Below are 23,996 nucleotides of genomic sequence, written 5' to 3' on the forward strand. Positions count from 1 at the left end.
CTCGGCCGAATGAAACCAGGCCAACTCGCTCCCGATTTCTCACTGCCCGACCAGGACGGGACTCCGCGCTCGCTGACGAGCCTGCTCGAGAACGGACCCTTGGTCCTCTTCTTCTACCCGGCAGCCTCGACGCCGGTGTGCACCGCCGAGGCGTGCCACTTCCGTGACCTCGGCAGCGAATTCGCCGCGGTGGGCGCTTCGCGAGCGGGCATCAGCACCGATACGGTCGAAGCTCAGTCCACCTTTGCCACCGCACAATCCTTCGACTACCCCCTACTCGCCGACACCGAGGGCAAGGTAGCCGAACAGTTCGGCGTCAAGCGCGGACTCCTGGGCAAGTTGGCTCCGGTCAAACGCTCGACCTTCGTGATCGACACCGACCGCACCGTCCTCAAAGTCATCTCGAGTGAACTACGCGCCAACACCCACGGAGACCAGGCGCTCGAGTTCCTTCGCAATCGAAGCTGACGTGCCTGGGCACCTGATTCTCTGCGCGATTTAAACCCTCTATGCGACCTGAATCGAGCGCTTCGCAAGCCCCATCCAGAATCCGTCGATCACCTGGGTGGGCACCTGTTCCGGATCGGACGACGCACCGAGCGTGACGAACAACGGGGCGAAGTGCTCGATGGTCGGATGCGCGTACGGCATCCCGGGAGCTTGAGCGCGGAAGTCGATCAAGGAATCGACGTCACCGGCAGCGAACCTCTCCCCTGCCCACGCGTCGAATTCCGCCGACCATCCCGGGGCCTGCGCCTCCGGTGACGGATCGCGCAGGAACGGTAGCCCGTGCGTGGTGAATCCGGATCCCACGATCAGTACACCTTGCTCACGGAGTGGCCGTAGGCGCTGTCCGAGATGGAGCAAACGCTCGGGATCGAGGGTTGGCAGCGAAATTTGCAGTACCGGGATGTCTGCGTCCGGGTACATCACCGTGAGCGGCACGTAGGCACCGTGATCCAGGCCTCGATTCGGCTGCTGAACCACGCGTTCGTTGTCCGGCATCAACGCGGCAACCTGGGCGGCGAGTTCCGGAGCGCCGGGAGAGTTGTACTTCGCGCGGTAGAACCTCTCGGGAAAACCACCGAAGTCGTAGATGAGCGGGGTGCCCGTGGTCGTCGATCCGATCGTCAGCGGTGCTGATTCCCAGTGCGCCGATACGACGAGGATTGCCGTCGGCCGCGGAAGATCGCCGGCCCACGCCCCCAACTGGTCGACCCACAACGCGCTGTCCACCAGCGGCGGAGCACCGTGGCTGAGATACAGCGCAGGCATGGTTGTGGTGGACATACGGACTCCTCGGGATAGACATTCGTCGCAAGTTGAAGATTCAACCTAATATAGAACTCAACACTTGCGTCCCGCAACTATTCCCCGCAGGATTCTTCTGGACATGCGTCTGAGACGCTGTACACAAGCACGCTCCGTGCACGAAGAATGCTCGACCCGAAGGAGAAGTCACCGATGAGTGAACCGACCGCGCAGCCCGACGCGCAGTCTCAGACGAAGTGGCTCACAGCCGAGCAGCAAGAAGCATGGCTGACACTGATCGCTCTCGTGACACGGTTGCCTGCCGCACTCGACACTCAACTACAACGCGATTCGGCACTCACACACTTCGAATACTTCGTACTCGCGGCACTCTCGGACGCCCCCGACCACAAGCTCCAGTTGTCGGTACTGGCCCAGCGCGCGAACGCGTCCCTGTCCCGCCTCTCGCACGTGATCACGAAGATGGAGAAGGCCGGCTGGGCGAAACGGGAAGTCATTCGTGGCAGCCGCGGCTCCAACGCAGTGCTCACCGATGAGGGAATGGCAAAGGTGGTCGCGGCCGCACCGCCGCACGTCGCCTCAGTTCAAGGTCTCCTCTTCGAGGGCCTCGACGATCGCCAGGTCGCCCAGCTTTCGTCGTTGGGTACAGCAATGCTCACCCAACTGGACAAGGGAATCGCCGCCGGACTCGGCAAGGCCTGACCACATCCCCGAGACGAGCGACTGATGATCAAGACGGCAGCTTCGCGAGGTCGAGTGCAGCCAAGTGACTGAACAGCATGCTCGCTCCGATCGGGTTTCCACCGCCGGGGTACGTAGTCCCGCTGGCCGCTGCCATCGTGTTCCCCGCCGCGTACAACCCGGCAATCGCCGTACCGTCGGATTTGAGCACCCTCCCGGTCGCGTCGGTCCGTAGACCACCTTTGGTCCCGAGGTCGGAGATGCCGAAAGCGGCAGCGTGAAACGGCCCTTGATCGATCGCTACGAGCGGCGAAGCCCCCTCGGAGAAGGCGCGGTCGTACGCAGTGTCTCCTCGACCGAAGTCCGTGTCGACGCCAGTCGCCGCAAACGCGTTGAATCGCTTCACGGTCTCCACCAGTTCCGCTGCGGGAACATCGATCTGGGCAGCGAGGTCTTCGAGTGTCTGTGCACTCTTCCACAACCCCGCAGCCACGTACTGCTCCGTCTGGGCCATGGGTACGTTGGGTGCCTTCACCGGCGGCACTGCGCCTTCTCTGTTGTCGTAGATCATCCAGTACGGCGTGGTCACTTTCCCTGCCCGCATGTGTTCGATGACAGAGCGACCCAAGCGGTCGTACGGCGCTGATTCGTTGACGAATCGACGACCGTCGTCGTCCACGAAGATTCCGCCGGTGAACCACAGCGCAAACGCGGAGCGCCCATCTGGATGGGTGAGTCCCGGCGACCACCAGGCCTCGCCCATCAGGTCGGTGTCGACACCCGCGGCGACCGCCGCCTGGTGCGCCTTCCCGAGGTTGCCGGGGCAGCCCATCGTGTCGAGAGCGGATCCGGGGACACCGAATTCGGCACGCATGGTCTCGTTCTGCTCGAATCCACCGGCGGCGAGGATCACTCCTCTGCGTGCCTGAATGGTTCGACGCCGACCATCTCGGTCGACGACGGCTCCGACCACCACTCCGTCCTCGACAACCAGTTCCTCGAGAGTGGTCTTCAGGTGCATGGTGGCGTTCGGGAGTTCCGCAAGAGCCAACAGGAATCGACCGATCAACGACTGGCCGCCGACGAGGTACTTCGGCAACTCCTCCCCCAGCCGTTCCGTCGCCAGCGGCGGACGAAGCGAATCACGAAGCGCACCCAGCTTGTTCGCGTTCATCGGCTTGGGAACAATGTGCCGTCCGCTCGCTCGAGCCTTGGGCTCCTCACCGAAGTAGTCGGGCCACGGCAGTATCTGGAACTCGAAGTTCGAGTCCTCTTCGAGGTAGTCGATCAACCCGGCGCCACCTCGAACGTAGGCTTCCTGAACGTCGGCGGGCGTACGATCACCCACCACTGATCGGTAGTACTCCAGCGCATCCTCGATGGTGTCGACGTCCCCGCCCCGACGAAGAACGGCGTTGCACGGGAACCACATTCCGCCGCCGCCCGAGTACGCCGTTGTTCCGCCGTACTTGTCGGTTGCTTCGATCGCAATGACGTCGAGGCCTTCGCGGGCTGCCGTGTACGCGCCGGTGAGTCCACCACCTGATCCCACAGCGAGTACGTCGCACGTCTCGTCCCACTTCGCCATCGTCAGCCTCTCTGATTCTGGGCACAGTTTCCGAACATGTTCTAGAAATCGTTCTAACACATGGACTTAGCGATCGCGGGGGTTCGAAATTCTGTCCCACCGAGCGGGAGCGAGACATGACGCCGAGCGGGAGCGAGACATGACGCCGAGCGGGAGCGAGAACGAGCAGCGATAGCGCACACTTTGCTCGCACGGGTCTGATCCCGTAGTGTCTGGACACATGTCTGGTAAGACCAAGTTCGAGTCCACTCGCCGCAGACTGACCCAGCAGCAAGCCGAAACCGTCGATCGATTGACCGCGGCAGCGATCACGGTCCTGCGCGACAAAGGGTTTGCCGATCTGACCGTGCGGATGGTGGCAGCAGAAGCCGGTGTCGCCGCGGCTACGGCATACACCTATTTCTCGTCCAAGAGTCACCTTGTGGCAGAACTGTTCTGGCGTCGCCTCGACGCGGTACCCCACGAGCCCTCCCCGGAGGCGGAACGGGAAGCGCAGGTCTGTTCGGTCCTGCGCAGCGTCGCACTCCTCGTTTCCGACGAACCGGAGCTGGCCGCGGCCGTGACCACGGCGATGATGGGCAATGATCCCGACGTCGAACACCTTCGGGGACGTATCGGCAAGAACATCCGCGAGCGGCTCATCGAGGCACTGGGTCCGTCGTACGATCCCGACGTACTCGAAGCACTCGAAATCTCCTGGTCCGGAGCGCTTGTTCGAGCCGGCATGGGTTACGAGTCCTATTCGCAGATCGCAGACCGGCTCGAAGTCACTGCCAGGCTGATCATGGCGGGCCGCGACAACCTTCACTAGACGGGGGTCATGGCACTCACCAGCCATGTGCCGTCGACTCGATCGAGTGTCACCTCGACTCGGCTCGACGTCGACGCTGGTGCCGGCCGCGCGGTACTCGTCGTGATCTGATCGACGAACACGAGCACTTCCGCGCGGTCTGCAGCAGCGGAGAGCACTCCCACGTCGACTACTCGCGCCTTCGTGCTGATTCCTTGCTCCTTCGACTGGGGTGCAACGGTTTTCGATCCGAATTCAGCGAAGCGGTCCTGAAATGTTCCACTTGCGCCCTCGGCAGCATGTGCAAGATCCTCGTCCACCGTGTCGCTGTTGTAGCTCAAGAGATTCTCGACGAGCATCGGCGCCACACCGATCACCTCGACACGTGCGGTTTCAGCGGCTGCCGAACGTTGGTGACTCCAGAGCAGAGTCCCGCCGGCTCCCACCAAGATCAGCGCTGCAAACGCCAAGACCACGCGCTTCACGGGACGAACTCCACACTCGACATCAGTACCCGACCGTCAACCTCCTCGACACCGACGCGAAGACGGTAGGTTCGCGCCGAAGATTCTCCCGCCGAATTGCCGACCTGAGCCGATGCCGCGATCAGCACCACCCCCGAGGTTCCGGATTCCGATGCCAAGGCTGCGGTGTCGACACGACCGTCGGAATCGACGGCAAAATCACGGATCGATGCGACGAACGCAGATTCACCGGACTTCAGTTCGTCTGCAAAAGTTCCCGTACTCAGCGACTTCAGCGCCGCGAGATCCTCGTCGAGCGTGGCAGAGTGAACGTCGATCAGAGCAAGGGTTCCTGCGACAGCACCGTCGACGAACCCTTGACGCTGGGACTCTCGCGCGCGGTCCGATCGAACTGCCAGAGCACCGAAGACGACAACGACGCTCAGAGCCACGAGTGCAATCCAGACCAGGGCAAGGAGTACACCGCGCTTCCCTCCGACCGGATCCAGCACCTCGCCCCTCAGCGATTCGTCGGCATCAGCAACTGTTGCCACGGCTCACCCTCCCCCGAATCGGAAGCAGCAGGAGCCAATTCCGTGTGTTGATAGTCGACTCCGTCTGGCCCCGTGTACAACTCGCCGGGCGCATTGGTTCCCGAGGGGACGTACGGATCTGGGCTCCGACAGATCTCCGGGCTCGGTGCTCGTTTACCCGGTACCTCCATACAGGGAATGTTCCGGGATCCACGAACTGCGAAGACCGAGTTCTGCGGAACTTTGCAGTACAAGTCGGCCGGGGTGTCCGGGACACTCATCTGGGTCGGGTCTCGTCGCTGATCGGCCGGAAGGTAGCCGGTCGAGCAGGCCGCAGGGTCCTGCGCTTGGAGGTGGAAGTTGACATTCGCGGCGCCGTCCACCTGCCCGCGTTGGACAACGGTTTCCTGTGCCGCGACCAGTGGCGGCAAGATGACGAGCACCTGCTCCAACCCGGCGTTGTACGTCAAAGCCACCTGAGCGGTGCTGGTGAAATTGGCAAGCAGCACAGGCAAAGTGGGCTTGAGGCCTTGAAACAGCAGGTCGGCTTCAGTCGCGAAGCCCGGTCCGGTCTCGAGGATATTGCGCACGGACCCGTCGGCGACCGCCAACTGTCCACTGAGTTGAGCGACACTGGACGCCCACTGGCGAATCTGATCGCCCGTCACCACCTGTGTCTGCAGGAGCGGATCCAACTGCTGTACGAGCGTCGTGGCCGGCGTTGTGGCAGCGGACATCTGATCGACGAACGAAGTGGTCGAATCCAGCAGACGAGCCAGACCCTCTCCCCTGCCTCCGAAAGCTGCCGCGGACTCGTCGATCACCGATCGCAACTTGTCCTGCGGTACGGATGCGAGCATCGCCTGCGCCTGATCGAGGACCGGTCCGATCTCGGTCGGGATCGTGACAGCGTCGGGGCCGATCACGTCTCCGTCGGTCAGAAAGGGTCCGTCCGCGGTGCTCGGTTGCATGTCGACGTATTGCTCGCCGATGGCCGACACACTTCGCACCGCTACTGCGAGCCCGCTGGAGGGAACGGGAACCGCACTCTCCAAAGATAATTCGGCGCGTACCACTCCCGGAGACAGACGCACCGATCTGACCTGACCGATGGTGTCGCCGCGATAGGTCACGTTCGCGTTCCGATACAGGCCACCGGCGTCGGGCAGTTCGACTGTCACCGAATAGCGCCCGATTCCGAGCATGGTCGGAACTCTCAGGTACGAGATAGCCGCTGCGCTCATGCCTATCACCGCCAGGATCGCGAAGATCGTCAATTGCCTTCGCACCAGCTTCGTGAGAATCATCGTCCACCTCCCTGGGCGGGCTGCGCTGTGCCAAGTGGGCCGGGCTGTCCTGTGCCGAGTGGGGCGGTCAAGGGATCTACCAGGATTCCGCTCTCCACTGGTGTTTGCGGCGCCCCGAACGGAGTGCCGAAACCGAGCCCCGACTGCAGACGATTACTCGTGAGGTCGATCAGCGCCCACAAATTGGTGTAATCACCGCGCATTCCGTCGTCGATGGTCGTCTGGGGGAAGGGGAAGGTACTCAGATTGCCCAAATTGTTGATCAGGTCCGGTCCTGTTTCGACCACCTTCTGCAGCGTCGATTCCAAGGAGCTCAAATTGGCTTTCAGATCGTCGCGGGTCCGGTCGACCAGATCGGTCCCGACGTCCCCGAACCTGCCGACCGCATCGAGGGCGGTGGTCAGGTCGACGCGTTGGGCGCTCAGTTCCGCCAAGGCCGGATCGAGGGTCTCCAACGCCTCACCGAGAACGTCTCGCTGAGCCGTGATCTCGCCGGCGAAGACGTCGAGATTCTCCATGGTCGTGACCATCGCATCACGTTGGCGGTCGAGTGTTTCGGTCACGGTATCCATCTGACTCAGCAGGTCGCGAGCCGCGTCGGTCCGTCCGCCGAGCGCCGTGTTCAGCTCCGTGGTGATGCTGTGAATCTGAGCGAGCCCGCCGCCGTTGAGGACCAATGACAGTGCCGTCAACGCTTCCTCGGTGGTGGGATAGACACTGGCCGATGCAAGGGGAATCACGGATCCTTCCGACAACCGCCCTTCCGGCGCCACCTCGGTGGGCGGCGCGAGCGCGACGTGTTTGGATCCGAGCAGACTGGTTTGGCCGATCTTGGCAGTCGCGTTGGCGGGCAGCGACACCGAGCCGTCGAGCGCAACCGTCACCCGTGCGTGCCAGTTGTCGGTCTCGATCGCACTGATACTCCCGACTGTCACGTCGTTGACCATGACCGGAGAGTTCGGACTGATCGACGTGACGTCCGGCATCTCGATCACGACCGAGAAACTTCCCTCACCGCGGCCGGCCGCGCCCGGCAGCGACACCGAATTCAGCCCGCTCCATTGACAACCCGTCAGAACGAGCACGGCGCTCGCCGCCACACACACTGTTCCCCACCGGCGGCCAGTCATCGTGATCCTGTCGACGGCATGAGCAAGCCGGTCAGATCAGACGCCACCGGTACCGTCGGAAAGCCCAAGGCGCCAGTCGGTTCCAGATCAGGCTCGCTGTACACCAGTTGGTCCGGAAGAGCGCCGAGCGCCCGGGTCGGATTGATGCTCAGGTCCGGGTAGTTGGCCTTGATCGTGTTGAGCAACGGGCCGAGGTATTCGATGCACAAATCCGCGCCCTTCTTCGAGGTGTCGTTGGCCAGGCCGGCGATTCCGCCGCAGATCAAGTCGATCGGGTTGCCGACGTTCTGGAATGCGGGCACACCCACCATCGCTCCTTGGGCCGGCCGGTAGACGTTGTAGTAGTTCGACAACGCTGTCGGAGCCAGATGCAGTACCTTCTCGAGGCCTGCGCGCTTGTCGACCAGTACCTGGGACACGTCGGCCAACTTCGCGATCTGCTCCGTCAAGCCGGTTCGGTTCTGTTCGACGAACCGCTGTACGTCGACGACGGCGGCGTCCAGATCGGCGAGAGCCGGAGCCAATTGCGTCCGGCTCTCGGCGAGCACACTCGAGACATTTGCCAGTCGTCCTTGGAACTGAACGATCTGTTCGTCGCTTGCGGCGAGTGCGGTCGTGAAGGTCTGCAGGCCGCGGATGGTGCCGAACAGATCGGCTCCGCCTTCGTCGAGTGTGCTCATAGCCTCCGAGAGTTCGGTCACCGAGCGCCCCAGCGCTTCCCCGTTGCCGGCCAGTGCGGATCCGGCACCGTCGAGGAAGTTGGCGGCGGGACCGCGATCGTCCCCGACGGGACCCAAAGCATCGGCAGCCCGGCCCAGCTGTTCCTTGATCTGGTCCCACTCGACCGGGACGGCCGTTCTGTCGAGTGGGATCTCCGCACCGTCATTCAGTGCGTCGGCGCCGTCCGTCACCGCCGGCGTCAATTGCACGAAGCGGGCCGAGACCAGCGACTGGGCAACGATCACCGCTTTCGCGTCCTCGGCGACGGGAACCTCGCGCGCCAATTTCAGTTCGACGCGCATTCGATCTCCCTGTGGGGCGATCGCGGTGACGCGGCCGACGTCGACTCCCACGACACGAACGTCGTCACCGACATACAGACCGGTCGTCGAGGCGAAGTAGGCCGTCACGTTGTAGTAGCGCAGATGTTGCACCGCAAGGTATCCCGACACGACGACGATCGCCGCACCGATGACGCTTCCACCAACGACGGCGATTCGACGCCAGTTCACCGGTTTGCGAACTCGTAAGGCACCCATCATCGAACCTCCGGAATCGGTAGCGGCGCAGGTGGTAGCCCGAACATCGCGTTGATCAACGGTTGGGTGTATTGCGCTGGCACCAGGTTCTGAACGTAGGCGTAGTAGAAGGGGCCGCTGGCCACGGTGTCACCGAGCGTGCCCACGTACGTACCGAGACCGTCGATTCCCTGAGAAAGGTTGTCCTTGTTGTTCTGCAGAATGCCGACAACCGTGTCGAGTTTGCCGAGGACCGGCTGCAACTGCGCCTCGTTGTCGTGGACGAGTCCGCTCAGCTGGGTCGACAACGCCGAGATGTTCGTGATCACTTCCCCCAGCGCCGCCTGTCGCCGATCCAGTTCTCCCAACAAGGCATTGCCGTCGACGAGTAGCGCGTTGACCTGTGGTCCACGCTCGGCCAACGTCCCGGCGACGTCGTTTGCATCGGACAGCAAGGTGCGCAACATGTCGTCGCGTCTATTGACGCTGTCGGAGATCCGTGCGACACCGTCCAGTGCCGGCCTCAGGTTCGGCGCACTGTCGGACATCACCTGTCCCACTGCGTCGAGCGATTCGGAGAGTTGGTCGAGATCGATGTCCTCGACCGTCGTGGTGAGGTCACCGAGTACGTCGGGCAGCGAGTACGCCGATCTTGTTCGCTCGACCGGGATCTCGCCGCCGACCGCGATCCTTCCCGGACCGTCCAGATCGAGTGATACCGCTCGCTTGCCGAGCAACGACATCGTGGTGACGGCCGCCGATGTGCTTTCTCCCAAACCGATCGAGCCGTCGAGTGTGAAGTCCACGCGGGCGAGTCCGTGCTCGACCTCGATCCGGTTCACCGTTCCGATCTTCACTCCGGCGGCGTTGACTTCGTCTCCCGGCGCGAGACCGCTGGCGTCGGCGAACACCGCGCTGTACCCGACACCCGATTTCAGGAACTGCAGATTCTGATACTGGAGCGATGCCAATACGACGGCGGCCGTGACAACCAATCCCACGACCCCCACGCGTACGGCCTGGCTCTGTGCCATCTCTCTCATCGTGGTGCGCACCTTCCGGTCGTCTGATCCACCAGGTCGACAGTGAGCGGCGTACCGTCGGCACCGTCGACCTTCAGTGCGATTCCGCACAGATAGAAGTTGAAGAACGACCCGTACGAGCCGACTCGGATCAACTGCTTGTAGTTCGAGGGCATGGACGCGAGAATCCGATCGAGCTCACTCTGTTGCTCGATCAGCGGATTCAGGCTTGCGTCCAGCTTCGACAGGTTTCCCGCGATGTCCGGGCGAACTCCGGCGAGGAGATCGGCGAAGGTGCCTGATGCGGTGTTCACACTCTCGACGGCAGTCCCGATCATCTCCCGGTCCGCCGCGAGCCCGCTGACCAGCTGTTGTAGGTGATCGAGAGTGTCACTGAACTGACCACCGCGGCTGCGCATTTCGCTGAGCACACCGTCGAGGTTGCCGATCACTCGACCGATCAGTTGGTCGCGGTCTGCGAGAGTGTTCGTAATCGATCCGGTGTGCGCCAGCACCGATGCCACAGTTCCGGACTGGCCTTGAAACACCTCGAGCAAGGACATCGACAACGCGTTGACCTGCTCCGGGTCCAGGGCTTGAAACAGCGGCTTGAAACCACCGAGTAGCGCATCGAGGTCGAGTGCCGGTGCGGTGCGATCGACGGGGATGCTCTCGCCCTCCGGTTGCGGTTCCGCGATCCCCGGATCGTCGAGCAATTCGAGGTATCGATTACCCACCAGATCCTGATATCGAACAGCGGCTCTGGTCGATACGGTCACGGTGTCACCCGTATCCACACTGAAACTCACGTGGGCACGGTGATTCCCACCGAATTCGACGGAGCCGACAGAACCGACCGGCACACCGGCGATGCGCACCTTGTCGCCGGCTCTGAGCCCGGAGGCGTTGACGAACTCCGCCGAGTACGACCTCGCGTCGCCACCTCGCATCTGGCCGAACACGAGGATCAGCCCGGCGTTGACGAGGATCATCACCAGAACAAAAATTCCGAACTTGACGGTGTACCCACGAACTTTCATCGGATCTCCGTCCCGAACAGGTAGCTCATCAGATCAGGGACCGTGTTCATCGGTTGCCCACCATTCGGCTGACGCTCGGGCGCAAACGGATTCACCCCGGTATCGGTCACCAGGTACGGCGCATTGACGTTCGGATCACGCAAAGGGAGACCCATACACTGCGGACCGCCGGTAGCCGCCACCTTGGGCAGGTCGTCGGGATAGCGGTACGGTTCGGTTCCGGCAATCAGACCTATCGACATCTTGATGCCCGGTTGACCGTTGTAGGCGCCGTCGCCGATCCGCTTGCTCTCCTGCAGACCGTGGAACATACAGGGAATCACCGGGGAGTATTCCTCGAGCAGAGCGGTCGTCGGACGTAGCAGGGAAAGAACGGTGTCGACGCCGTCGGCGTTGGCTCCCAGTACGTCCTCGCCGGTGCGGGCCAGCCCGATCACGTTGAGCAAGAGGAGATCAAGATTCTGCTGCTCGTCGAGAACAGTGGATCCCGTCGTCGTGAGCGAGTCGAGGGTGTCCATCAAGTCGAGAACAGCGTCGCGGTAGGTCTGTGTGACGGCTGGCAGGTCAGTCAACACATGATCGAGAGCCTCACGTGCAGTGTTGAATTCGAGCAAGGAGGAATCTGCTTGTTCGAGTGCGACCCCGAGCCGTTCGCCGCGTCCTTGCAGAGCAGTCGAGAGGGCACCCAATGTCGAATCGAGTTTGCCCGGGTCCACTGTCCGGAGCACGGTGGTGAGTTTCTCGAACACCGTGTTCAGCTCGACGGTCACCCGGGATGCGTCGATCGTCGCCCCGGCGGCAAGTCGCGCGCTGCTCGGCTGCTCCGGCGAGGACAGGCTGACGAACTTCGCGCCGAAGGCCGTGTTCGACGTGATCGCCACATCCACGTTTGACGGAATCGACTCGAGCGCTTCGGGATCGATCGACAACGACAGTTGTGCGGTGGCGTCGTCAGTCGGCGTGATGGACTCCACCGAGCCCACGGTCACCCCGGCCATCTTCACCCGCGCGCCCGGATCCATCACGAGCCCCGCGCGCTCCGCGATCACCGTGATCGGGACGCGAGCGACAAACACCTGGTTGAAAGACGCGACCGACAAAGCGATGACCCCGACGATCGCCGCAGCCAAGCCCAGAGCAGCCAACTTGTAGCCGTATCTGTGCACGCAGTCCCCCTAACCGGACAGATTGAAGTTGCCGGAACCGCCGTAGAGCGCGAGTGAGACGAGCAGGGTCACCGCCACGACGCAGATCAGCGAGAGCCGAACCCCGCGGCCCACTGCAGTTCCCACGCCCGACGGTCCCCCGGACGCGTTGTATCCGTAGTACGTGTGGATCAGCATCACCAGTAGTGCCATCACGAGCACTTGAACGAAGGACCATGCGACATCGACCGGATCGAGGAACGTCGTGAAGTAGTGGTCGTAAAGACCGGAGGACTGACCGAACAGCACGACCGTGGTGAACCTTCCGGCCAGAAAAGATCCTACGAGCGCCAATGAGTACAGCGGCAAGATCGCGATCATCCCTGCGGTGACGCGGGTGCTGACGACGTACGGGACCGAACTGATCGCCATCGATTCGAGGGCGTCGATTTCCTCACTGATGCGCATGGCACCGATCTGCGCGGTCGAACCTGCGCCGATCGTGGCCGACAGGCCGATTCCCGCGATGACCGGCGCAGCGATACGAACGTTGATGAAGGCGGAGAAGAATCCGGTGAGCGCTTCGACTCCGATATTTCCCAGTGAGCTGAAACCTTGGATCGCAATGGTACCGCCCGAGGCGAGAGTCAAAAATCCTACGACCGCAACCGTGCCGCCGATCACTGCCAAAGCTCCGGTGCCCATGCTGATCTCGGCTACCAGCCTCAACACTTCTTTCGGGTGTTTGCGAATTGCCCACGGGATGTGAGCGATGGCGCGCGCGAAGAAGACAGCTTGTCGCCCGACGTCGTCGATCGAGCGTGACGTTCGAGCCACCCGCGCCCGCGTGCGTCCGAACTTGCCGATTTGTGCCAGCGAATCCGACAGCGTCACCTCGATCACCCCGCCGTCAATCGGATGCCGACCGCGGTGACGATGGTGTTGACGACGAACAACGCCATGAATGCGTACACCACCGTTTCGTTGACGGCCTCCCCCACGCCTTTCGGCCCACCCCGTACCGACAGTCCGCGATAGCAGGCCACCAATCCCGCCAGCATCCCGAACAGTGCAGCTTTGACCATCGACAACGCCACCTCGGGCAGGCCGGTCAGCAACGTGATTCCCTCGACGAAGGCGCCAGGGTTCACGCCCTGGAGAAACACCGAGAAGGCGTAACCGCCGGCGATGCCGATGACGCAGACGAGTCCGTTGAGCAGCAAAGCCACCACGGTCGACGCGACCACCCGAGGAATCACCAGCCGAGTGATCGGATCGATCCCGAGCACCTCCATGGCGTCGATCTCTTCACGAATCGTTCTCGATCCCAGATCGGCGGCGATGGCAGTCGCGCCCGCACCTGCCACGATCAGCACCGTCACCACCGGACCGACCTGAGTCACGGCGCCGAGCGCGGCCCCGGCGCCGCTGAGGTCGGCGGCACCGATCTCACGGAGCAGGATGTTGAGCGTGAAACTCACCAGGACCGTGAACGGCACGGCCACCAATACGGTCGGCACGATCGACACCCGGGCGATCATCCAACTCTGCTCGAGAAACTCCTGCACCTGAAAGCGGGTGCGGAACAAGCCCACTGCGACATCGGCGCCCATCCGGTAGAACTGGCCGAGTTCGCGCATCGGGCCCGCAAGTGCAACTCTTCCGCTGTACACGTCAATGCCCCGAAGGACATGACGTGGAGTTGCCGTAGTCGACCTTGAATTCCTTGATCCCGTTGAGCCAACCGGACGAGAGCCTGCTCGGATCGCCGAGCTTGCTGATGTCGGGCATGTGATCGGCGATCTTGCCGAAGATCAGATCGACCTCCATTCTGGCCAGGTTGGCGCCGACGCAGTAGTGCGGCCCGGTTCCTCCGAACGCGAGGTGCGGGTTCGGGTCTCGGGTGATGTCGAAGACGTCGGGGTTCCCGAAGACGGTTTCGTCGAAGTTCGCCGAGCCGTAGAGCAGTACGACACGCTGCCCCTTCGCAATCGCAGTGCCGGCAATCTGTGTGTCCACCACTGCTGTTCGTTGCATCGACGTCAGTGGCGAAGCCCAGCGGATGATCTCGTCCGCGGCGGTGCGCGGACGCTCGCGCTTGTACAGTTCCCACTGATCCGGATGCTCGAGAAATGCCATCATGCCGAGTGTCGTTGCGTTTCGCGTCGTTTCGTTGCCTGCGACAGCCAACATGATGACGAAGAAACCGAACTGTTCCGGGGTGAGTTTCTGTCCGTCGATGTCGGCATGCACCAAGCGCGAGATGATGTCGTCGAGCGGTTCCTCCCGTCTCGCCTCAGCCAGTTGATAGGCGTATCCCAATATCTGCGCCGACGCCATCCGAGACTCGCCGGCGAGTGACTCGTCGTCGTATCCCGTCATCTGATTCGACCATTCGTACAGCTGACGGCGCCCGTCCTGCGGTACACCGATCAGCTCCGAGATCGCCTGCATGGGTAACTCGCTGGCGACCTGGCTGACAAAATCACCGCTACCTTCCGCCACGGCAGCCAACGCTATGTCCTCTGCCCGCGCTTCCAGCCCGGCCCGCATCGCTTCCACCGACCGCGGAGTGAACAAGCGCGCCACTAACTTGCGTAGCTGTGTGTGCTCAGGGGCGTCCTTGTTGATGAGGACGTGTTTCGTCGCCTCCAACTCCTCCGCCGAGATGTTGTCTTCATGCCGCGGAATGCAGCCGTTGACGTTGCTCGAGAACTCCTCGCTGCGCAACGAGACGTCGCGGACGTCTGCGTGGCGGGAGACAACCCAACAACCACCGTCGTGAAATCCGCCGGTACCCGGTTCCTGGGCGTTCCACCAGACCGGAGCGCATCGTCGTAGTTCGGCGAACTCGGCAAGCGGGACGCGCTCGCCGTACAGATGTGGGTCGGTCACGTCGAACCCGTCGGGAAGGTCGATCTCAGGCATTGCAGATGCTCCTTTACGGATGGGTGCCGGGTGCCGGGTGTTGCGTGTGAGCGCTAGTCGATCCGGTGGACCGGGTCGCTGTTCTGTGAGAACTCCTTGGCCCAGCGGTAGTCCGGCTTGCCGCTCGGCGCTCGAACGACCTCGTCGGCGATCCAGAAGGAACGCGGAATCTTGTAGCCGGCGAGGTGACTGCGGGCGTGCTTCTCGATGGATTCGAAATCCGGTTCCACACCGTCGCGGATGCGAAGCACTGCCGCCACCCGATTGCCCCACCGCTCGTCCGGAACACCGATCACTGTCGCGTCGTAGATGTCGGGATGGGCCTTCACCACGGCTTCGACTTCTTCCACGAAGACCTTCTCGCCGCCGGTGTTGACCACCATGTTTCCCCGTCCGAGGAGGGTGACCGAGCCGTCGTCCTCGATCCGCGCCCGGTCTCCGGTCACCACTGCCCGCGCGCCGTTCACCTCTCGGAATATCTCGGCCGACTTCACCGGATCGTTGTAGTAGCCGAGTGGAACGTTTCCGAGTTTCGCCAGCCATCCTTCGGCGCCCGAGCCCGGCTCCAACACTCGGTTGTCGTCGTCGACGACGACCGTGAATCTGTTGGCGCCCACTTTGGGTCCGCCACGCTGCTCGAGCCCTTTGGTTGCGAATCCGATTCCGCCGAAGCCTGTTTCGGACGATCCAACCGAATCGGAGATCATCAGATTCGGAAAGACGTCGAAGAACGCATCTTTGACCGATCCGGAGAAGAGCGCAGCGCCGGAGGCGAGCACAGCCAGGCTCGACGCATCCGGTTGCAATTCGTGATGGGCTTCGACCAGTGGACGGCCCATGGCGTCGCCGGTGATGACCATGACCTGCGGGCGATATTCGGCGACGACTTTCCAGACCTGTGCCGCATCGAACTTCGGTTCGAAGATGACGGTGTTTCCGGAGAACAGAGCGTTGAACGTCGGCATCAGTGCCGAGGTGTGGATCAGCGGTGGAAGCATGCACCACCGCATCGGTTCGGCTGCCGCGGCGCCACCGCGCGACTGCTGGTACTCGTCGGCGATCGGCTCACCCGAATAGAAGTCGTAACCGCCGGCCAATACGCGCCAGATGTCTTCCTGCCGCCAGACGACGCCTTTCGGTCGTCCGGTTGTTCCGCCGGTGTAGAGAACGTAGACGTCGTCGCCGGAACGCTCGGGAAATGCATGTTCACCTGTGCGAAGCGAGGATTGGTTGCCGAGCGCATCCTCGTACGCCACTGCCCCCGGAATCGACGGTTCGTTCCCGAGAGCGAGTTCGTCCGCCGCCTCGATCACGTACTTGACCCGCGGCGTGGCCACCAAGGCCTCGGCGACCCGCTCAGCGAAACCACGATGGAAAACCAACGCCGTGAGATCCGCGTTCTCGTACAGATAAACCAATTCGTCGCTCGTGTAGCGGTAGTTCACCGTGATGGGAACGCCGCGGATCTTGAAGGCCGCGAGGACAGCAACCATCGCCTCGATCGAGTTGTGCAGCTGAATACCGATGTGCGAACCGACACCCAACCCGACGGACTGGAAGTAATGCGCCAATCGGTTGGCCCGCTCGTCGAGCTCACGGTATGTCACCTCCTCGCCGGAAACGATCAGCGCGAGGCGATCGGGCATCACATCGACGGAATGCTCGAACAGGTCTGCAAACGTGTACGCCATAGGTTGAGTCCTTCGGGTTCGGCCGGTCAGACGACGAAGAGAGGCAAGGGGATTCCGCGATCTTCGAATACGAATGCCGCGCCGGTACTGACCTTCGTGATGGCGACTTCGACGCATTCCGGAGCGGGAGCCTCGGTGATGTCGACGGCCAGAAGAAGCCCCGCGGCATCTTCGGCCACCACTCTCACGGTGAAGTGCGGATTCACGCCGCGGACCAAAGCTTGGAGAGGATCAAGGTGCTCGCTGCCGAGCAAGGTCGGCCAACCGCCGTCGCGGTCGACAAGAGCTTCTCGCGAGATCCGCAGCTCCAGAGCACCGCCGTCCTGTCGAATCTCGCTCTCCACATACTGCTTCGGATTCAGCAAGGGATGCACGGACAGGACCAATGCCAACGATTCCAGCGTCGAAGGAAGCCCGAGCGCATCTCGAATACGCTGTGCCGCAACTCCCGCGATTCCGGTCAATTGCTTTCGCGTGATCTCGCGAGCCTTGTCTTCGTCGGCACGGCGGCGAACCGCTGCCAGAAAGCCCAACGCCAACAGATGATGCTGCACGCAGATCTCCTCTGCGATACGAACCAAGGCTGATCGCGAGAAGTCGGAAAACCTCAGGTCGGACAACAACGGACCCGAGTAGTCCGCCCTGCCGTCCCCACCGTGATCGATCGGGCTCAGCTCGACCGTCACCGCGGCGGTGCGTCCGATCTGCTCGGTGTGCGCGGTCATCACGGGAGGCGTGTGCGACGGGTCGATGGAAACGGTCCAGGCGCAGTGCGGATGTCGGTCGGCGGGCCTGCGCGGTGGTCGGTGAATCGGCCGGATCTGGGCGCGCGGGTTGGTCGCGATGGCCGTTGCATCGAAAGTCGGATCCTCGATGTCGTGACACATCGAGGTCACGAACTCATCGCCCAACGGCTCGACGTCCATGAGTGCTCCGCAATGATCGAGCCAGAATTCACCGTGCAGCGGATCGTCGACCCGGTATCGAAAGTCCATGAACTGTGGCGGAGCGCCGATGTCGAGTTGTAATCCTTTGAAGATCGTCACGACGTCGTCGCCCTCGTATCCGAGAGCCTTCTGCATGCGGCGGGTGTACCAGGGGCTGGCCGATTCCCACTCCTCGACGGCCACCTGTGCCATACCCTCGCGCCCGAATTCGACGATCAGATGCGCCATGCCCGAGCGGTCGATGAGTTGCCCGCACAGGAGCAACTCGGGCACCAGCACGGCAAGGTCGCGCTGCGAGAGTGCCTCGAAGGAATCGCGCACCGACATAGGACTCACCACAGCGAAACCGGCGCGGTGCCCACCGGATACCAGCCCGGCAGCGGGTTGCCCGAGATCGATCGCTGGATCCGCCCCTGCATCCCCTTCGAGAGAGCATTGTTGCCGATCATCTCCATGAACAATGCCGACACGTTCCCGAAGTCGAAGAAGTCACGCTGCCACGACCATTGGAAATCCCCGCCGTAGCGGAACCAACTACCACCGATACCGTAGACGGAGTAGTTGCTACCGTCCTCACGCTTGGCATCGGAAATCTGCTTCCACAAGCCGATCACGTTTCCGCTACGGTCGTCGATCACAAAGTCTTGATACGGATACTCCCAGCCTTCGAGGCCCTTCATCTCGAGACCGAGCGCGACTTCGCGAATCTCCTCGCGCCCCACCGCCATGAAATCCTGCTTGGGGCCGTAGTTCCACCCGTACGTGGCGTCCTCGGTATACATGTCCGCCAACGGTTTCCAATCGCCGGCGGCTTCGGCCTTTTTGTTCGCCTCGATCCAGCGTTGGACCATCTCGTCGAGCTCTGCGCGGTCGAAACCCGTCATCTGAACTTCCTCCCTCGAGCACATGAATTCGCTGCAATCAATCGACAATTCTCAGGGCGCCGGTCGGGCAGTACCTGACCGCCATCTCGGCTTCACCGCGGAGCGACTCGGGTGGGTCCGAGTCCAGAAGACTGACCTTCCCCCGCTTCGGGACGACAAAGATCTCCGGTGCCTCCAGCTCACACGCCGCATGGCCTTGGCACAGGTCGTGGTCGACTTCGACGTGCATGATCACCCCTCACGCCCGGGACGTGTTCGGCGCCGGTACCTCACCGCGCACGGCTGCTGCAACTGGACGACCATCTTGCTGTGGTCGTTTCGGTAGGATTCCGACGGCTGCGCCATCTCGAACTCGAAGTCCCGCAGCAGGATCGAGAAGATCGCTTTGAGCTGCATCTGGGCGAACGCAGCGCCGACGCAGCGATGCCGGCCGGCTCCGAACGGAATCCACGTCCAGCGGTTGACGATGTCCTCTTGATTCGGGTCGATGTACCTCCCGGGATCGAAGGTGTCCGGCCGGGGAAAGTCCTCGGCGATTCGATTGGAGATCGCGGGTGTCGCGGCGACAAGATGGCCCTCTCGGATCTCGAAGCCGCCCACTTCGAAATCTCCACGTGCCACCCGCAACAGGATGATCAACGGCGGATGCAGTCGAAGGGTTTCCTTGACCACAGCCTCCAGAACCGGAATCTGGCGCAGGGCATGAAAACTGATGTCGGCGCCGTCGGAGTACAGATTGTCGAGTTCGTCGACGACGTCCGTCATGGTGTCGGGATGCCGCAACATCTCGATCAGCGACCACGCTGCCGTGCCGGAAGTCGTGTGGTGGCCGGCGAACATCATCGAGATGAAGACTCCGGTGATCTCGTCGGCACTGAACCGGAGGTCGCCGTTCTCGTCCTTGACCGAGACCAACACGTCCAACATGTCGCGGTCATCCTTGCCCTGCGGAGGATTCGCGATGCGCCCGTTCATGATGTCCTGTACCAGAGCGACCAACGCCAACCGGGCCTCGTCGCGGCGGCGGAAACTCTCGATCGGCGCGTACGGATCCACGAAAGCCAATGCATCCGTTCCCTGTTCGAGCTCGTGATACAGCTTGGCGAAGCTATCATCCAGTTCGTCGCGGAACTTCTTGCCGATCAGGCACGCCGACGAGGTGTAGATGGTCAGCTCGGCGAAGAAGTCGAGCAGATCGATCTCGCCTTCGTCTCCCCACTGCGCGACCATCGCCTCGACTTCGCGGCCGATCGTGGCGGCGTGCCCGCGCATCTGTTCGCCGCGCAGAGCCGAGTTGTGCAGCATCTCTTTACGCCGCTCCGGGCTGGCGTCGAAGACGACGCCTTCACCGAATATCGGCTTCATGAAGGGGTAAGCCGCTTGTTGGTCGAGATCCTCGTCGGTGGAGCGGAAGAAGAACTCGTTTGCCTCGGCTCCGGACAGCAAGATCACTGTGCGGTCGGCAAGTTGAAAGGCGCCGACGTCACCACATTCCTCACGCACCCGGCGCATGAGCGCTATCGGGTCGGTTCGCAGTTCCTCGAGATGCCCGTGCGGGAGATCCCCGCCGGACACCCGCGGCGGCTCTGGCAGTGTTCGCGACGTCTCTTGCACTCCGTGCGTCATGTCGTCTCCTGTGAGTTCGCAGTGGGAAGTTTGTCCAGTGGCGCCTCGGGCTGAACTTCGACGAGCACGATGTGTGCTCCTCGCGGCGCCGACACAACGGCGACGATGGCATTGGCGATGTCCGAGGCGCGCAGAAAGTAACCATGGCGGGCGAACCCCCACTTGCTCCACGATTCCCCGACCGGTCCGATGATCTCCGGCGTCGTGTCCATCCCCATGCCGGTCAGTGTCGGCCCGGGTCGCACGATCGACGCGCGAATGCCTGTTCCCTCGAGCTCCATTCGCATCTGACGCCCCATTGCCTCGAGCCCGGCCTTCGCTGCGTCGTACGCACCCATGAGTGGACGCTGGCGCTCGGCACAATCCGAGCCGATCAGTACGAAGTCACCGCGCTGTCGTTGCCTCATACCGGGGAGTACGCGATGCGCCAATCGCTGCGCACCGACGAGGTGAACTTGGATCTGCCGTAGAAACGCCTCAGGATTCATCTCGTCCGCAGCCCCGAATTCGAGGTCTCCGGCACCGGAGACGACGATTTCCGCGGGGCCGTGGACTGCCTCTGCGGCCGAGACGAACCCGTCGACCGAATCACCGTCCGTGACGTCGAGGAAGTGGGCGAACGCTTCACCACCGTTGCTGCGGATCTTCTCGGCGATGGCTTCGCATTCGGCGACTCGACGCGCACCGAGTGCAACCGGATGCCCGAGTTCGGCCAGGGCATACGCGGTGGCTGTGCCGATTCCCGACGACGCACCACTGATCAGTGCCGGCCGGCGAACAGGATTGGGTTCGAAACGAGGCATCAGCGCACCTGCACTTTCACCGGCAGGGCCGCAAAGCCCCGGACATTTGTCGAATGAACACGCTCGATTCCGGACTCGACGACTTCGTAGTCGCTGACCCGACGCCCGAACTCCGCCAGGGCGATCTTGGCTTCGAGCTTGGCAAGGTGGGCACCGAGGCAGAAGTGCACGCCACCACCGAAACTCGCGAGTTTTCCCGACGAACTCCGGCCGATCTGGAAGCTGTCGGCATCGTCGAAGACGTCGGCGTCTCGGTTGGCCGATCCGATCAGGAGCAGGACCTTCTCCCCCGCTGGAATGGTGCGCCCGTGGTATTCGAGGTCGACAACCGAAGTCCGAGCCACGATCTGACTCGACGTGTCGTAGCGAAGAGTCTCTTCCACCCATTCCGAGGCTCGTTCGGGATCGTCGAGGACCGGTGCGATCTGCTCCCGGTGGTGCGAACCCCAGTACAGAGCGTTTCCGAGAAGCTTGGTCGTGGTCTCGTTTCCGGCCACGACCATCAGAAACATGAATCCGAGGATCTCCTGGTCCGAAAGCTTGTCTCCGTCGATCTCGGCGTCGAGCAAGGCCGAGGTCAGATCGTCCGTCCGCGATCGGCGACGCTGCGCGATCATCTCCTTGTAGTAGCCCATCAAACTGATCGAAGCCTCCACCGCAGGTTGCGGCACGTCGAGAACACCCGCCTCTCGATGCACCACCAGATCCGCCTTGCGCCGCAGTTCGGCTCGGTCGGGTTCGGGGACACCCATGAGTTCGGAGATGACGTCCATCGGCAGCTTTCCCGCCACCTCCGTAATCCAGTCGAACTCCCCCGCGCCCAGCGCGGGTATCAGATGTTGCTTCGTCAGTTCGAGTATCCGGCCGTCGAGCTCCGCAACACGCCGCGGTGTGAATCCGCGAGAAACCAACTGGCGCAACCGCATATGGCGGGGATCATCCATAGCGAGAAACGACATCACATAATGCGCGTGTGGACCGTAGGCTGCGGGGTCGAGTGATACTCCGTTTGCGCTCGACAGACGCTTGTTGTCCTTGAATCCGTCGACCACGTCCGCATATCGCGACAATGCCCAAAATCCCACGTCCGGATTGTGATACAGGGGTGATTCTTCGCGCAGACGCTTGTACGTCGGATACGGATCGTCGTGAAAGTGGTAGTCATACGGATTGAAGACCACCGGATCGATCAAAGCTTCTGTCATGATTTCTCCAGGATCAGTAGAGCTGAGGCCTCGAGGCGTCCAGCGATTTGCGCGTAGGTTCCGTAGCCGATCCCTGCCCGCAGAAGCGCCCCGGCATAAAGCATTTCGAGCGCTTCCAACACTTCGGGTTCGCCATTCGGATCCAACGCCGAGGCGAGTCGTTGATGGATCTCGAGCCCGATCCGGCCGCGAAGATGTTCCACTTCAGGGTCGGATCCGAGCAGTGCATTGGTCACGGCGGCCGATACCTCCGGTTCGTCCGCGAGAAGCAGCGCGATATTTCGAAGTACAGACAGCACGTGCGCGGTGCGATCCAACCCTGAGCCATCAGGCGCCGACGAGTTCTGAAGTCTTCGCCAGAAAACCTCTGCGACGAGATGCTCCTTGGACGCGAAATACGTGTAGGCGGTCGCAGTTCCTACACCCGCTTCGGCCGCAACCGAACGGACAGTCAGCCCGGAAAACTCTTGTTTGCGTAGAACTTTCACTGTTGCTTCGGCAAGCCTGGCCACAGTTTCCGCTTGTTTGCCCGTGAGGCGCCTGCGAGTGGATTCGTAGACAATCGATCCCCCGCCACTTGAATCGCCCCGTTTGCTGGACACGTGTCTGGACGTTACTACAGCGTCCTGTCCAGGGCAACGAAATGGGGAAACTTGGAAAATTCACCACGAACAGGCAGCAGCGACGCGAAAAGTTCTACTACAGACCGATCTTCATCCCGGCACCAGCGTCCACGCGCAGTTGCTGGCCGGTGACGAATCGCGACTCGTCCGAGGACAGGTACACGACTGCATGCGAGATGTCCGCGGGTTCGACCCACGGGATCGGCATCGCCTGCATGAACGGGAACGTCACAGCCGCATCCTCGGCGGTCGGATTCTCGAGGTCGGGACGGAACGTCCGGTACATCGGCATGCTCTGCAACATGTCGGTGTTCACATTGGTCGGATGAATCGCGTTGACGCGAATGGAACTCGGCCCGAGGGTCAGCGCCAACGAACTGGTGTAGGCCTGAATCAGCTTCTTGGCCAGGCCGTATCCGTCGCCACCCGGACCCTGGAGCGCCTGTTGCCCGTTGAATCCGGTCTGCGGCACCAGACCGGCAACAGAGCCGATCGCGATGATCGAACCCCCTTCGCCGAGGTATTCCATCGACGCGTGCACTGTATTGACGACACCGAGAAAGTTCACATCGAAGGCGTCGACGAAACCGGCGGTCGACACGTGTTTGCCCAGCGGACAGATACCGGCGTTCGCCACGACGACATGCAATCCGCCCAACTGCCCTACCGCCTCGGCAAGTGCTGTTTCGAGTCCGGCGCGATCACGGACGTCGACACGCGCCGTCACCACCTGCTGCCCGGCCTCCTTTACCAGGCGAGCGGTTTCCTCCAGATCGGCTGGACTGGCGAGCGGGTATTCGTTGCTGGCGATGTCTGCGCACAGATCGAAGGCGATGATGTGCGCGCCCTCCTGCGCGAGACGGACGGCGTGACTGCGCCCCTGACCTCGAGCAGCGCCGGTCACCAACACCACTTTTCCGTCAACTCTGTTCATTTCGACCTCTCTCCTGTGGATGTGAAGACGTGGTTGTGAATGTGCGGTGAACCGTAGCGGCGCCGCACCGGACACGAGGCGCTTTTCGTCGAAGCAGATCCGAGACCCTCTCGAGACCGCTGGGCTCTCGAAATCTCTTATGCCC

The 23,996-nt window shown here is 62.3% G+C and carries 25 protein-coding genes; 3 read left to right on the forward strand and 22 right to left on the reverse strand.

What is annotated here, in order from left to right; genetic code table 11:
- The first annotated feature begins 9 nt into the window (after nucleotides 1-9).
- Complete coding sequence (locus BH682_RS15880; RefSeq protein ID WP_030536758.1) at nucleotides 10-468, forward strand: peroxiredoxin; 459 nt, start codon at nucleotides 10-12, stop codon at nucleotides 466-468.
- A gap of 39 nt (nucleotides 469-507) precedes the next feature.
- On the opposite strand, the gene BH682_RS15885 is transcribed toward BH682_RS15880, so the two are convergent.
- On the reverse strand, nucleotides 508-1,290 hold the full coding sequence (locus BH682_RS15885; RefSeq protein ID WP_003944012.1) for a dioxygenase family protein: 783 nt from the start codon (nucleotides 1,288-1,290) through the stop codon (nucleotides 508-510).
- Between the two features lie 174 nt (nucleotides 1,291-1,464).
- Between BH682_RS15885 and BH682_RS15890 the strand changes: the two genes are divergently transcribed.
- Nucleotides 1,465-1,974 carry a MarR family winged helix-turn-helix transcriptional regulator gene (locus BH682_RS15890; protein ID WP_075835307.1) on the forward strand — a complete coding sequence of 170 codons (510 nt, stop codon included), beginning with the start codon at nucleotides 1,465-1,467 and terminating at the stop codon, nucleotides 1,972-1,974.
- A gap of 28 nt (nucleotides 1,975-2,002) precedes the next feature.
- Here BH682_RS15890 and BH682_RS15895 read toward each other — a convergent pair whose 3' ends face one another.
- Nucleotides 2,003-3,541, reverse strand: a complete 1,539-nt coding sequence (locus tag BH682_RS15895) for an FAD-binding protein (RefSeq protein WP_075833336.1) — start codon at nucleotides 3,539-3,541, stop codon at nucleotides 2,003-2,005.
- A gap of 220 nt (nucleotides 3,542-3,761) precedes the next feature.
- Here BH682_RS15895 and BH682_RS15900 point away from each other — a divergent pair, with 220 nt between their 5' ends.
- Entirely contained in the window at nucleotides 3,762-4,352 is a 591-nt protein-coding gene (locus BH682_RS15900) for a TetR/AcrR family transcriptional regulator (RefSeq protein WP_003943994.1), read from the forward strand.
- On the opposite strand, the gene BH682_RS15905 is transcribed toward BH682_RS15900, so the two are convergent.
- The 20 genes from BH682_RS15905 to BH682_RS16000 form a co-directional block, all read right to left on the reverse strand.
- Nucleotides 4,349-4,816 carry a hypothetical protein gene (locus BH682_RS15905; RefSeq protein ID WP_075833338.1) on the reverse strand — a complete coding sequence of 156 codons (468 nt, stop codon included), beginning with the start codon at nucleotides 4,814-4,816 and terminating at the stop codon, nucleotides 4,349-4,351. The genes BH682_RS15900 and BH682_RS15905 overlap by 4 nt on opposite strands.
- Nucleotides 4,813-5,349 carry a hypothetical protein gene (locus tag BH682_RS15910; RefSeq protein WP_223304672.1) on the reverse strand — a complete coding sequence of 179 codons (537 nt, stop codon included), beginning with the start codon at nucleotides 5,347-5,349 and terminating at the stop codon, nucleotides 4,813-4,815. Before BH682_RS15910 ends, BH682_RS15905 begins: the two co-directional genes overlap by 4 nt.
- Nucleotides 5,316-6,635: an MCE family protein gene (locus tag BH682_RS15915; protein WP_075833340.1), complete on the reverse strand. Its 1,320-nt coding sequence runs from the start codon at nucleotides 6,633-6,635 to the stop codon at nucleotides 5,316-5,318. The genes BH682_RS15910 and BH682_RS15915 overlap by 34 nt, the downstream gene beginning before the upstream one ends.
- Complete coding sequence (locus BH682_RS15920) at nucleotides 6,632-7,765, reverse strand: MCE family protein (RefSeq protein WP_180279702.1); 1,134 nt, start codon at nucleotides 7,763-7,765, stop codon at nucleotides 6,632-6,634. The genes BH682_RS15915 and BH682_RS15920 overlap by 4 nt, the downstream gene beginning before the upstream one ends.
- Nucleotides 7,762-9,024, reverse strand: coding sequence for an MCE family protein (locus BH682_RS15925; RefSeq protein WP_075833342.1), 1,263 nt, complete (start codon nucleotides 9,022-9,024; stop codon nucleotides 7,762-7,764). Before BH682_RS15925 ends, BH682_RS15920 begins: the two co-directional genes overlap by 4 nt.
- Nucleotides 9,024-10,046, reverse strand: a complete 1,023-nt coding sequence (locus BH682_RS15930) for an MCE family protein (RefSeq protein WP_075835314.1) — start codon at nucleotides 10,044-10,046, stop codon at nucleotides 9,024-9,026. The genes BH682_RS15925 and BH682_RS15930 overlap by 1 nt, the downstream gene beginning before the upstream one ends.
- Nucleotides 10,043-11,065 (reverse strand): MCE family protein, encoded by a 1,023-nt coding sequence (locus BH682_RS15935; protein ID WP_075833344.1) that lies wholly within the window; start codon nucleotides 11,063-11,065, stop codon nucleotides 10,043-10,045. The genes BH682_RS15930 and BH682_RS15935 overlap by 4 nt, the downstream gene beginning before the upstream one ends.
- Nucleotides 11,062-12,231, reverse strand: coding sequence for an MCE family protein (locus BH682_RS15940; RefSeq protein ID WP_075833346.1), 1,170 nt, complete (start codon nucleotides 12,229-12,231; stop codon nucleotides 11,062-11,064). The genes BH682_RS15935 and BH682_RS15940 overlap by 4 nt, the downstream gene beginning before the upstream one ends.
- Before the next feature lie 9 nt (nucleotides 12,232-12,240).
- Nucleotides 12,241-13,113 (reverse strand): MlaE family ABC transporter permease, encoded by an 873-nt coding sequence (locus BH682_RS15945; RefSeq protein ID WP_003944051.1) that lies wholly within the window; start codon nucleotides 13,111-13,113, stop codon nucleotides 12,241-12,243.
- Complete coding sequence (locus tag BH682_RS15950; protein ID WP_030536769.1) at nucleotides 13,110-13,850, reverse strand: MlaE family ABC transporter permease; 741 nt, start codon at nucleotides 13,848-13,850, stop codon at nucleotides 13,110-13,112. Before BH682_RS15950 ends, BH682_RS15945 begins: the two co-directional genes overlap by 4 nt.
- 34 nt (nucleotides 13,851-13,884) lie before the next feature.
- A complete protein-coding gene (locus BH682_RS15955) occupies nucleotides 13,885-15,138 on the reverse strand; it encodes a cytochrome P450 (protein ID WP_075833348.1) in 1,254 nt (417 codons plus the stop codon).
- Nucleotides 15,139-15,191: 53 nt separating this feature from the next.
- Nucleotides 15,192-16,829 (reverse strand): acyl-CoA synthetase, encoded by a 1,638-nt coding sequence (locus tag BH682_RS15960; RefSeq protein WP_075833350.1) that lies wholly within the window; start codon nucleotides 16,827-16,829, stop codon nucleotides 15,192-15,194.
- A 26-nt stretch (nucleotides 16,830-16,855) separates the two neighbouring features.
- Nucleotides 16,856-18,103 carry a hypothetical protein gene (locus BH682_RS15965; protein WP_087503877.1) on the reverse strand — a complete coding sequence of 416 codons (1,248 nt, stop codon included), beginning with the start codon at nucleotides 18,101-18,103 and terminating at the stop codon, nucleotides 16,856-16,858.
- 5 nt (nucleotides 18,104-18,108) lie between these two features.
- A complete protein-coding gene (locus tag BH682_RS15970) occupies nucleotides 18,109-18,660 on the reverse strand; it encodes a hypothetical protein (RefSeq protein ID WP_042923098.1) in 552 nt (183 codons plus the stop codon).
- 37 nt (nucleotides 18,661-18,697) lie between these two features.
- On the reverse strand, nucleotides 18,698-18,889 hold the full coding sequence (locus BH682_RS15975; protein WP_075835316.1) for a ferredoxin: 192 nt from the start codon (nucleotides 18,887-18,889) through the stop codon (nucleotides 18,698-18,700).
- A gap of 2 nt (nucleotides 18,890-18,891) precedes the next feature.
- Complete coding sequence (locus tag BH682_RS15980; protein WP_075833352.1) at nucleotides 18,892-20,286, reverse strand: cytochrome P450; 1,395 nt, start codon at nucleotides 20,284-20,286, stop codon at nucleotides 18,892-18,894.
- On the reverse strand, nucleotides 20,283-21,089 hold the full coding sequence (locus BH682_RS15985; protein WP_003944110.1) for an SDR family oxidoreductase: 807 nt from the start codon (nucleotides 21,087-21,089) through the stop codon (nucleotides 20,283-20,285). Before BH682_RS15985 ends, BH682_RS15980 begins: the two co-directional genes overlap by 4 nt.
- The gene (locus tag BH682_RS15990) at nucleotides 21,089-22,294 is read right to left on the reverse strand and encodes a cytochrome P450 (protein WP_003944019.1); all 1,206 of its coding nucleotides are present in this window, start codon (nucleotides 22,292-22,294) and stop codon (nucleotides 21,089-21,091) included. Before BH682_RS15990 ends, BH682_RS15985 begins: the two co-directional genes overlap by 1 nt.
- Nucleotides 22,291-22,857 (reverse strand): TetR/AcrR family transcriptional regulator, encoded by a 567-nt coding sequence (locus BH682_RS15995; RefSeq protein ID WP_024487471.1) that lies wholly within the window; start codon nucleotides 22,855-22,857, stop codon nucleotides 22,291-22,293. Before BH682_RS15995 ends, BH682_RS15990 begins: the two co-directional genes overlap by 4 nt.
- A gap of 136 nt (nucleotides 22,858-22,993) precedes the next feature.
- Nucleotides 22,994-23,851: a mycofactocin-coupled SDR family oxidoreductase gene (locus BH682_RS16000; RefSeq protein WP_047272231.1), complete on the reverse strand. Its 858-nt coding sequence runs from the start codon at nucleotides 23,849-23,851 to the stop codon at nucleotides 22,994-22,996.
- Nucleotides 23,852-23,996: the final 145 nt, after the last annotated feature.

Source organism: Rhodococcus sp. YL-1, assembly GCF_001942025.1.
Taxonomy (GTDB): Bacteria; Actinomycetota; Actinomycetes; order Mycobacteriales; family Mycobacteriaceae; genus Rhodococcus_F; species Rhodococcus_F qingshengii.

Bases quoted from the DNA above. Each gene is read 5' to 3' on its own strand.
- BH682_RS16000 (WP_047272231.1), bottom strand. From the start codon at position 23,851: ATGAACAGAGTTGACGGAAAAGTGGTGTTGGTGACCGGCGCTGCTCGA.
- BH682_RS15915 (WP_075833340.1), bottom strand. From the start codon at position 6,635: ATGATTCTCACGAAGCTGGTGCGAAGGCAATTGACGATCTTCGCGATC.
- BH682_RS15970 (WP_042923098.1), bottom strand. From the start codon at position 18,660: ATGACGGGTTTCGACCGCGCAGAGCTCGACGAGATGGTCCAACGCTGG.
- BH682_RS15920 (WP_180279702.1), bottom strand. From the start codon at position 7,765: ATGACTGGCCGCCGGTGGGGAACAGTGTGTGTGGCGGCGAGCGCCGTG.
- BH682_RS15890 (WP_075835307.1), top strand. From the start codon at position 1,465: ATGAGTGAACCGACCGCGCAGCCCGACGCGCAGTCTCAGACGAAGTGG.
- BH682_RS15955 (WP_075833348.1), bottom strand. From the start codon at position 15,138: ATGCCTGAGATCGACCTTCCCGACGGGTTCGACGTGACCGACCCACAT.
- BH682_RS15935 (WP_075833344.1), bottom strand. From the start codon at position 11,065: ATGAAAGTTCGTGGGTACACCGTCAAGTTCGGAATTTTTGTTCTGGTG.
- BH682_RS15925 (WP_075833342.1), bottom strand. From the start codon at position 9,024: ATGGGTGCCTTACGAGTTCGCAAACCGGTGAACTGGCGTCGAATCGCC.
- BH682_RS15980 (WP_075833352.1), bottom strand. From the start codon at position 20,286: ATGACGCACGGAGTGCAAGAGACGTCGCGAACACTGCCAGAGCCGCCG.
- BH682_RS15975 (WP_075835316.1), bottom strand. From the start codon at position 18,889: ATGCACGTCGAAGTCGACCACGACCTGTGCCAAGGCCATGCGGCGTGT.
- BH682_RS15965 (WP_087503877.1), bottom strand. From the start codon at position 18,103: ATGTCGGTGCGCGATTCCTTCGAGGCACTCTCGCAGCGCGACCTTGCC.
- BH682_RS15950 (WP_030536769.1), bottom strand. From the start codon at position 13,850: ATGCGCGAACTCGGCCAGTTCTACCGGATGGGCGCCGATGTCGCAGTG.
- BH682_RS15930 (WP_075835314.1), bottom strand. From the start codon at position 10,046: ATGAGAGAGATGGCACAGAGCCAGGCCGTACGCGTGGGGGTCGTGGGA.
- BH682_RS15880 (WP_030536758.1), top strand. From the start codon at position 10: ATGAAACCAGGCCAACTCGCTCCCGATTTCTCACTGCCCGACCAGGAC.
- BH682_RS15885 (WP_003944012.1), bottom strand. From the start codon at position 1,290: ATGTCCACCACAACCATGCCTGCGCTGTATCTCAGCCACGGTGCTCCG.
- BH682_RS15895 (WP_075833336.1), bottom strand. From the start codon at position 3,541: ATGGCGAAGTGGGACGAGACGTGCGACGTACTCGCTGTGGGATCAGGT.
- BH682_RS15900 (WP_003943994.1), top strand. From the start codon at position 3,762: ATGTCTGGTAAGACCAAGTTCGAGTCCACTCGCCGCAGACTGACCCAG.
- BH682_RS15985 (WP_003944110.1), bottom strand. From the start codon at position 21,089: ATGCCTCGTTTCGAACCCAATCCTGTTCGCCGGCCGGCACTGATCAGT.
- BH682_RS15990 (WP_003944019.1), bottom strand. From the start codon at position 22,294: ATGACAGAAGCTTTGATCGATCCGGTGGTCTTCAATCCGTATGACTAC.
- BH682_RS15960 (WP_075833350.1), bottom strand. From the start codon at position 16,829: ATGGCGTACACGTTTGCAGACCTGTTCGAGCATTCCGTCGATGTGATG.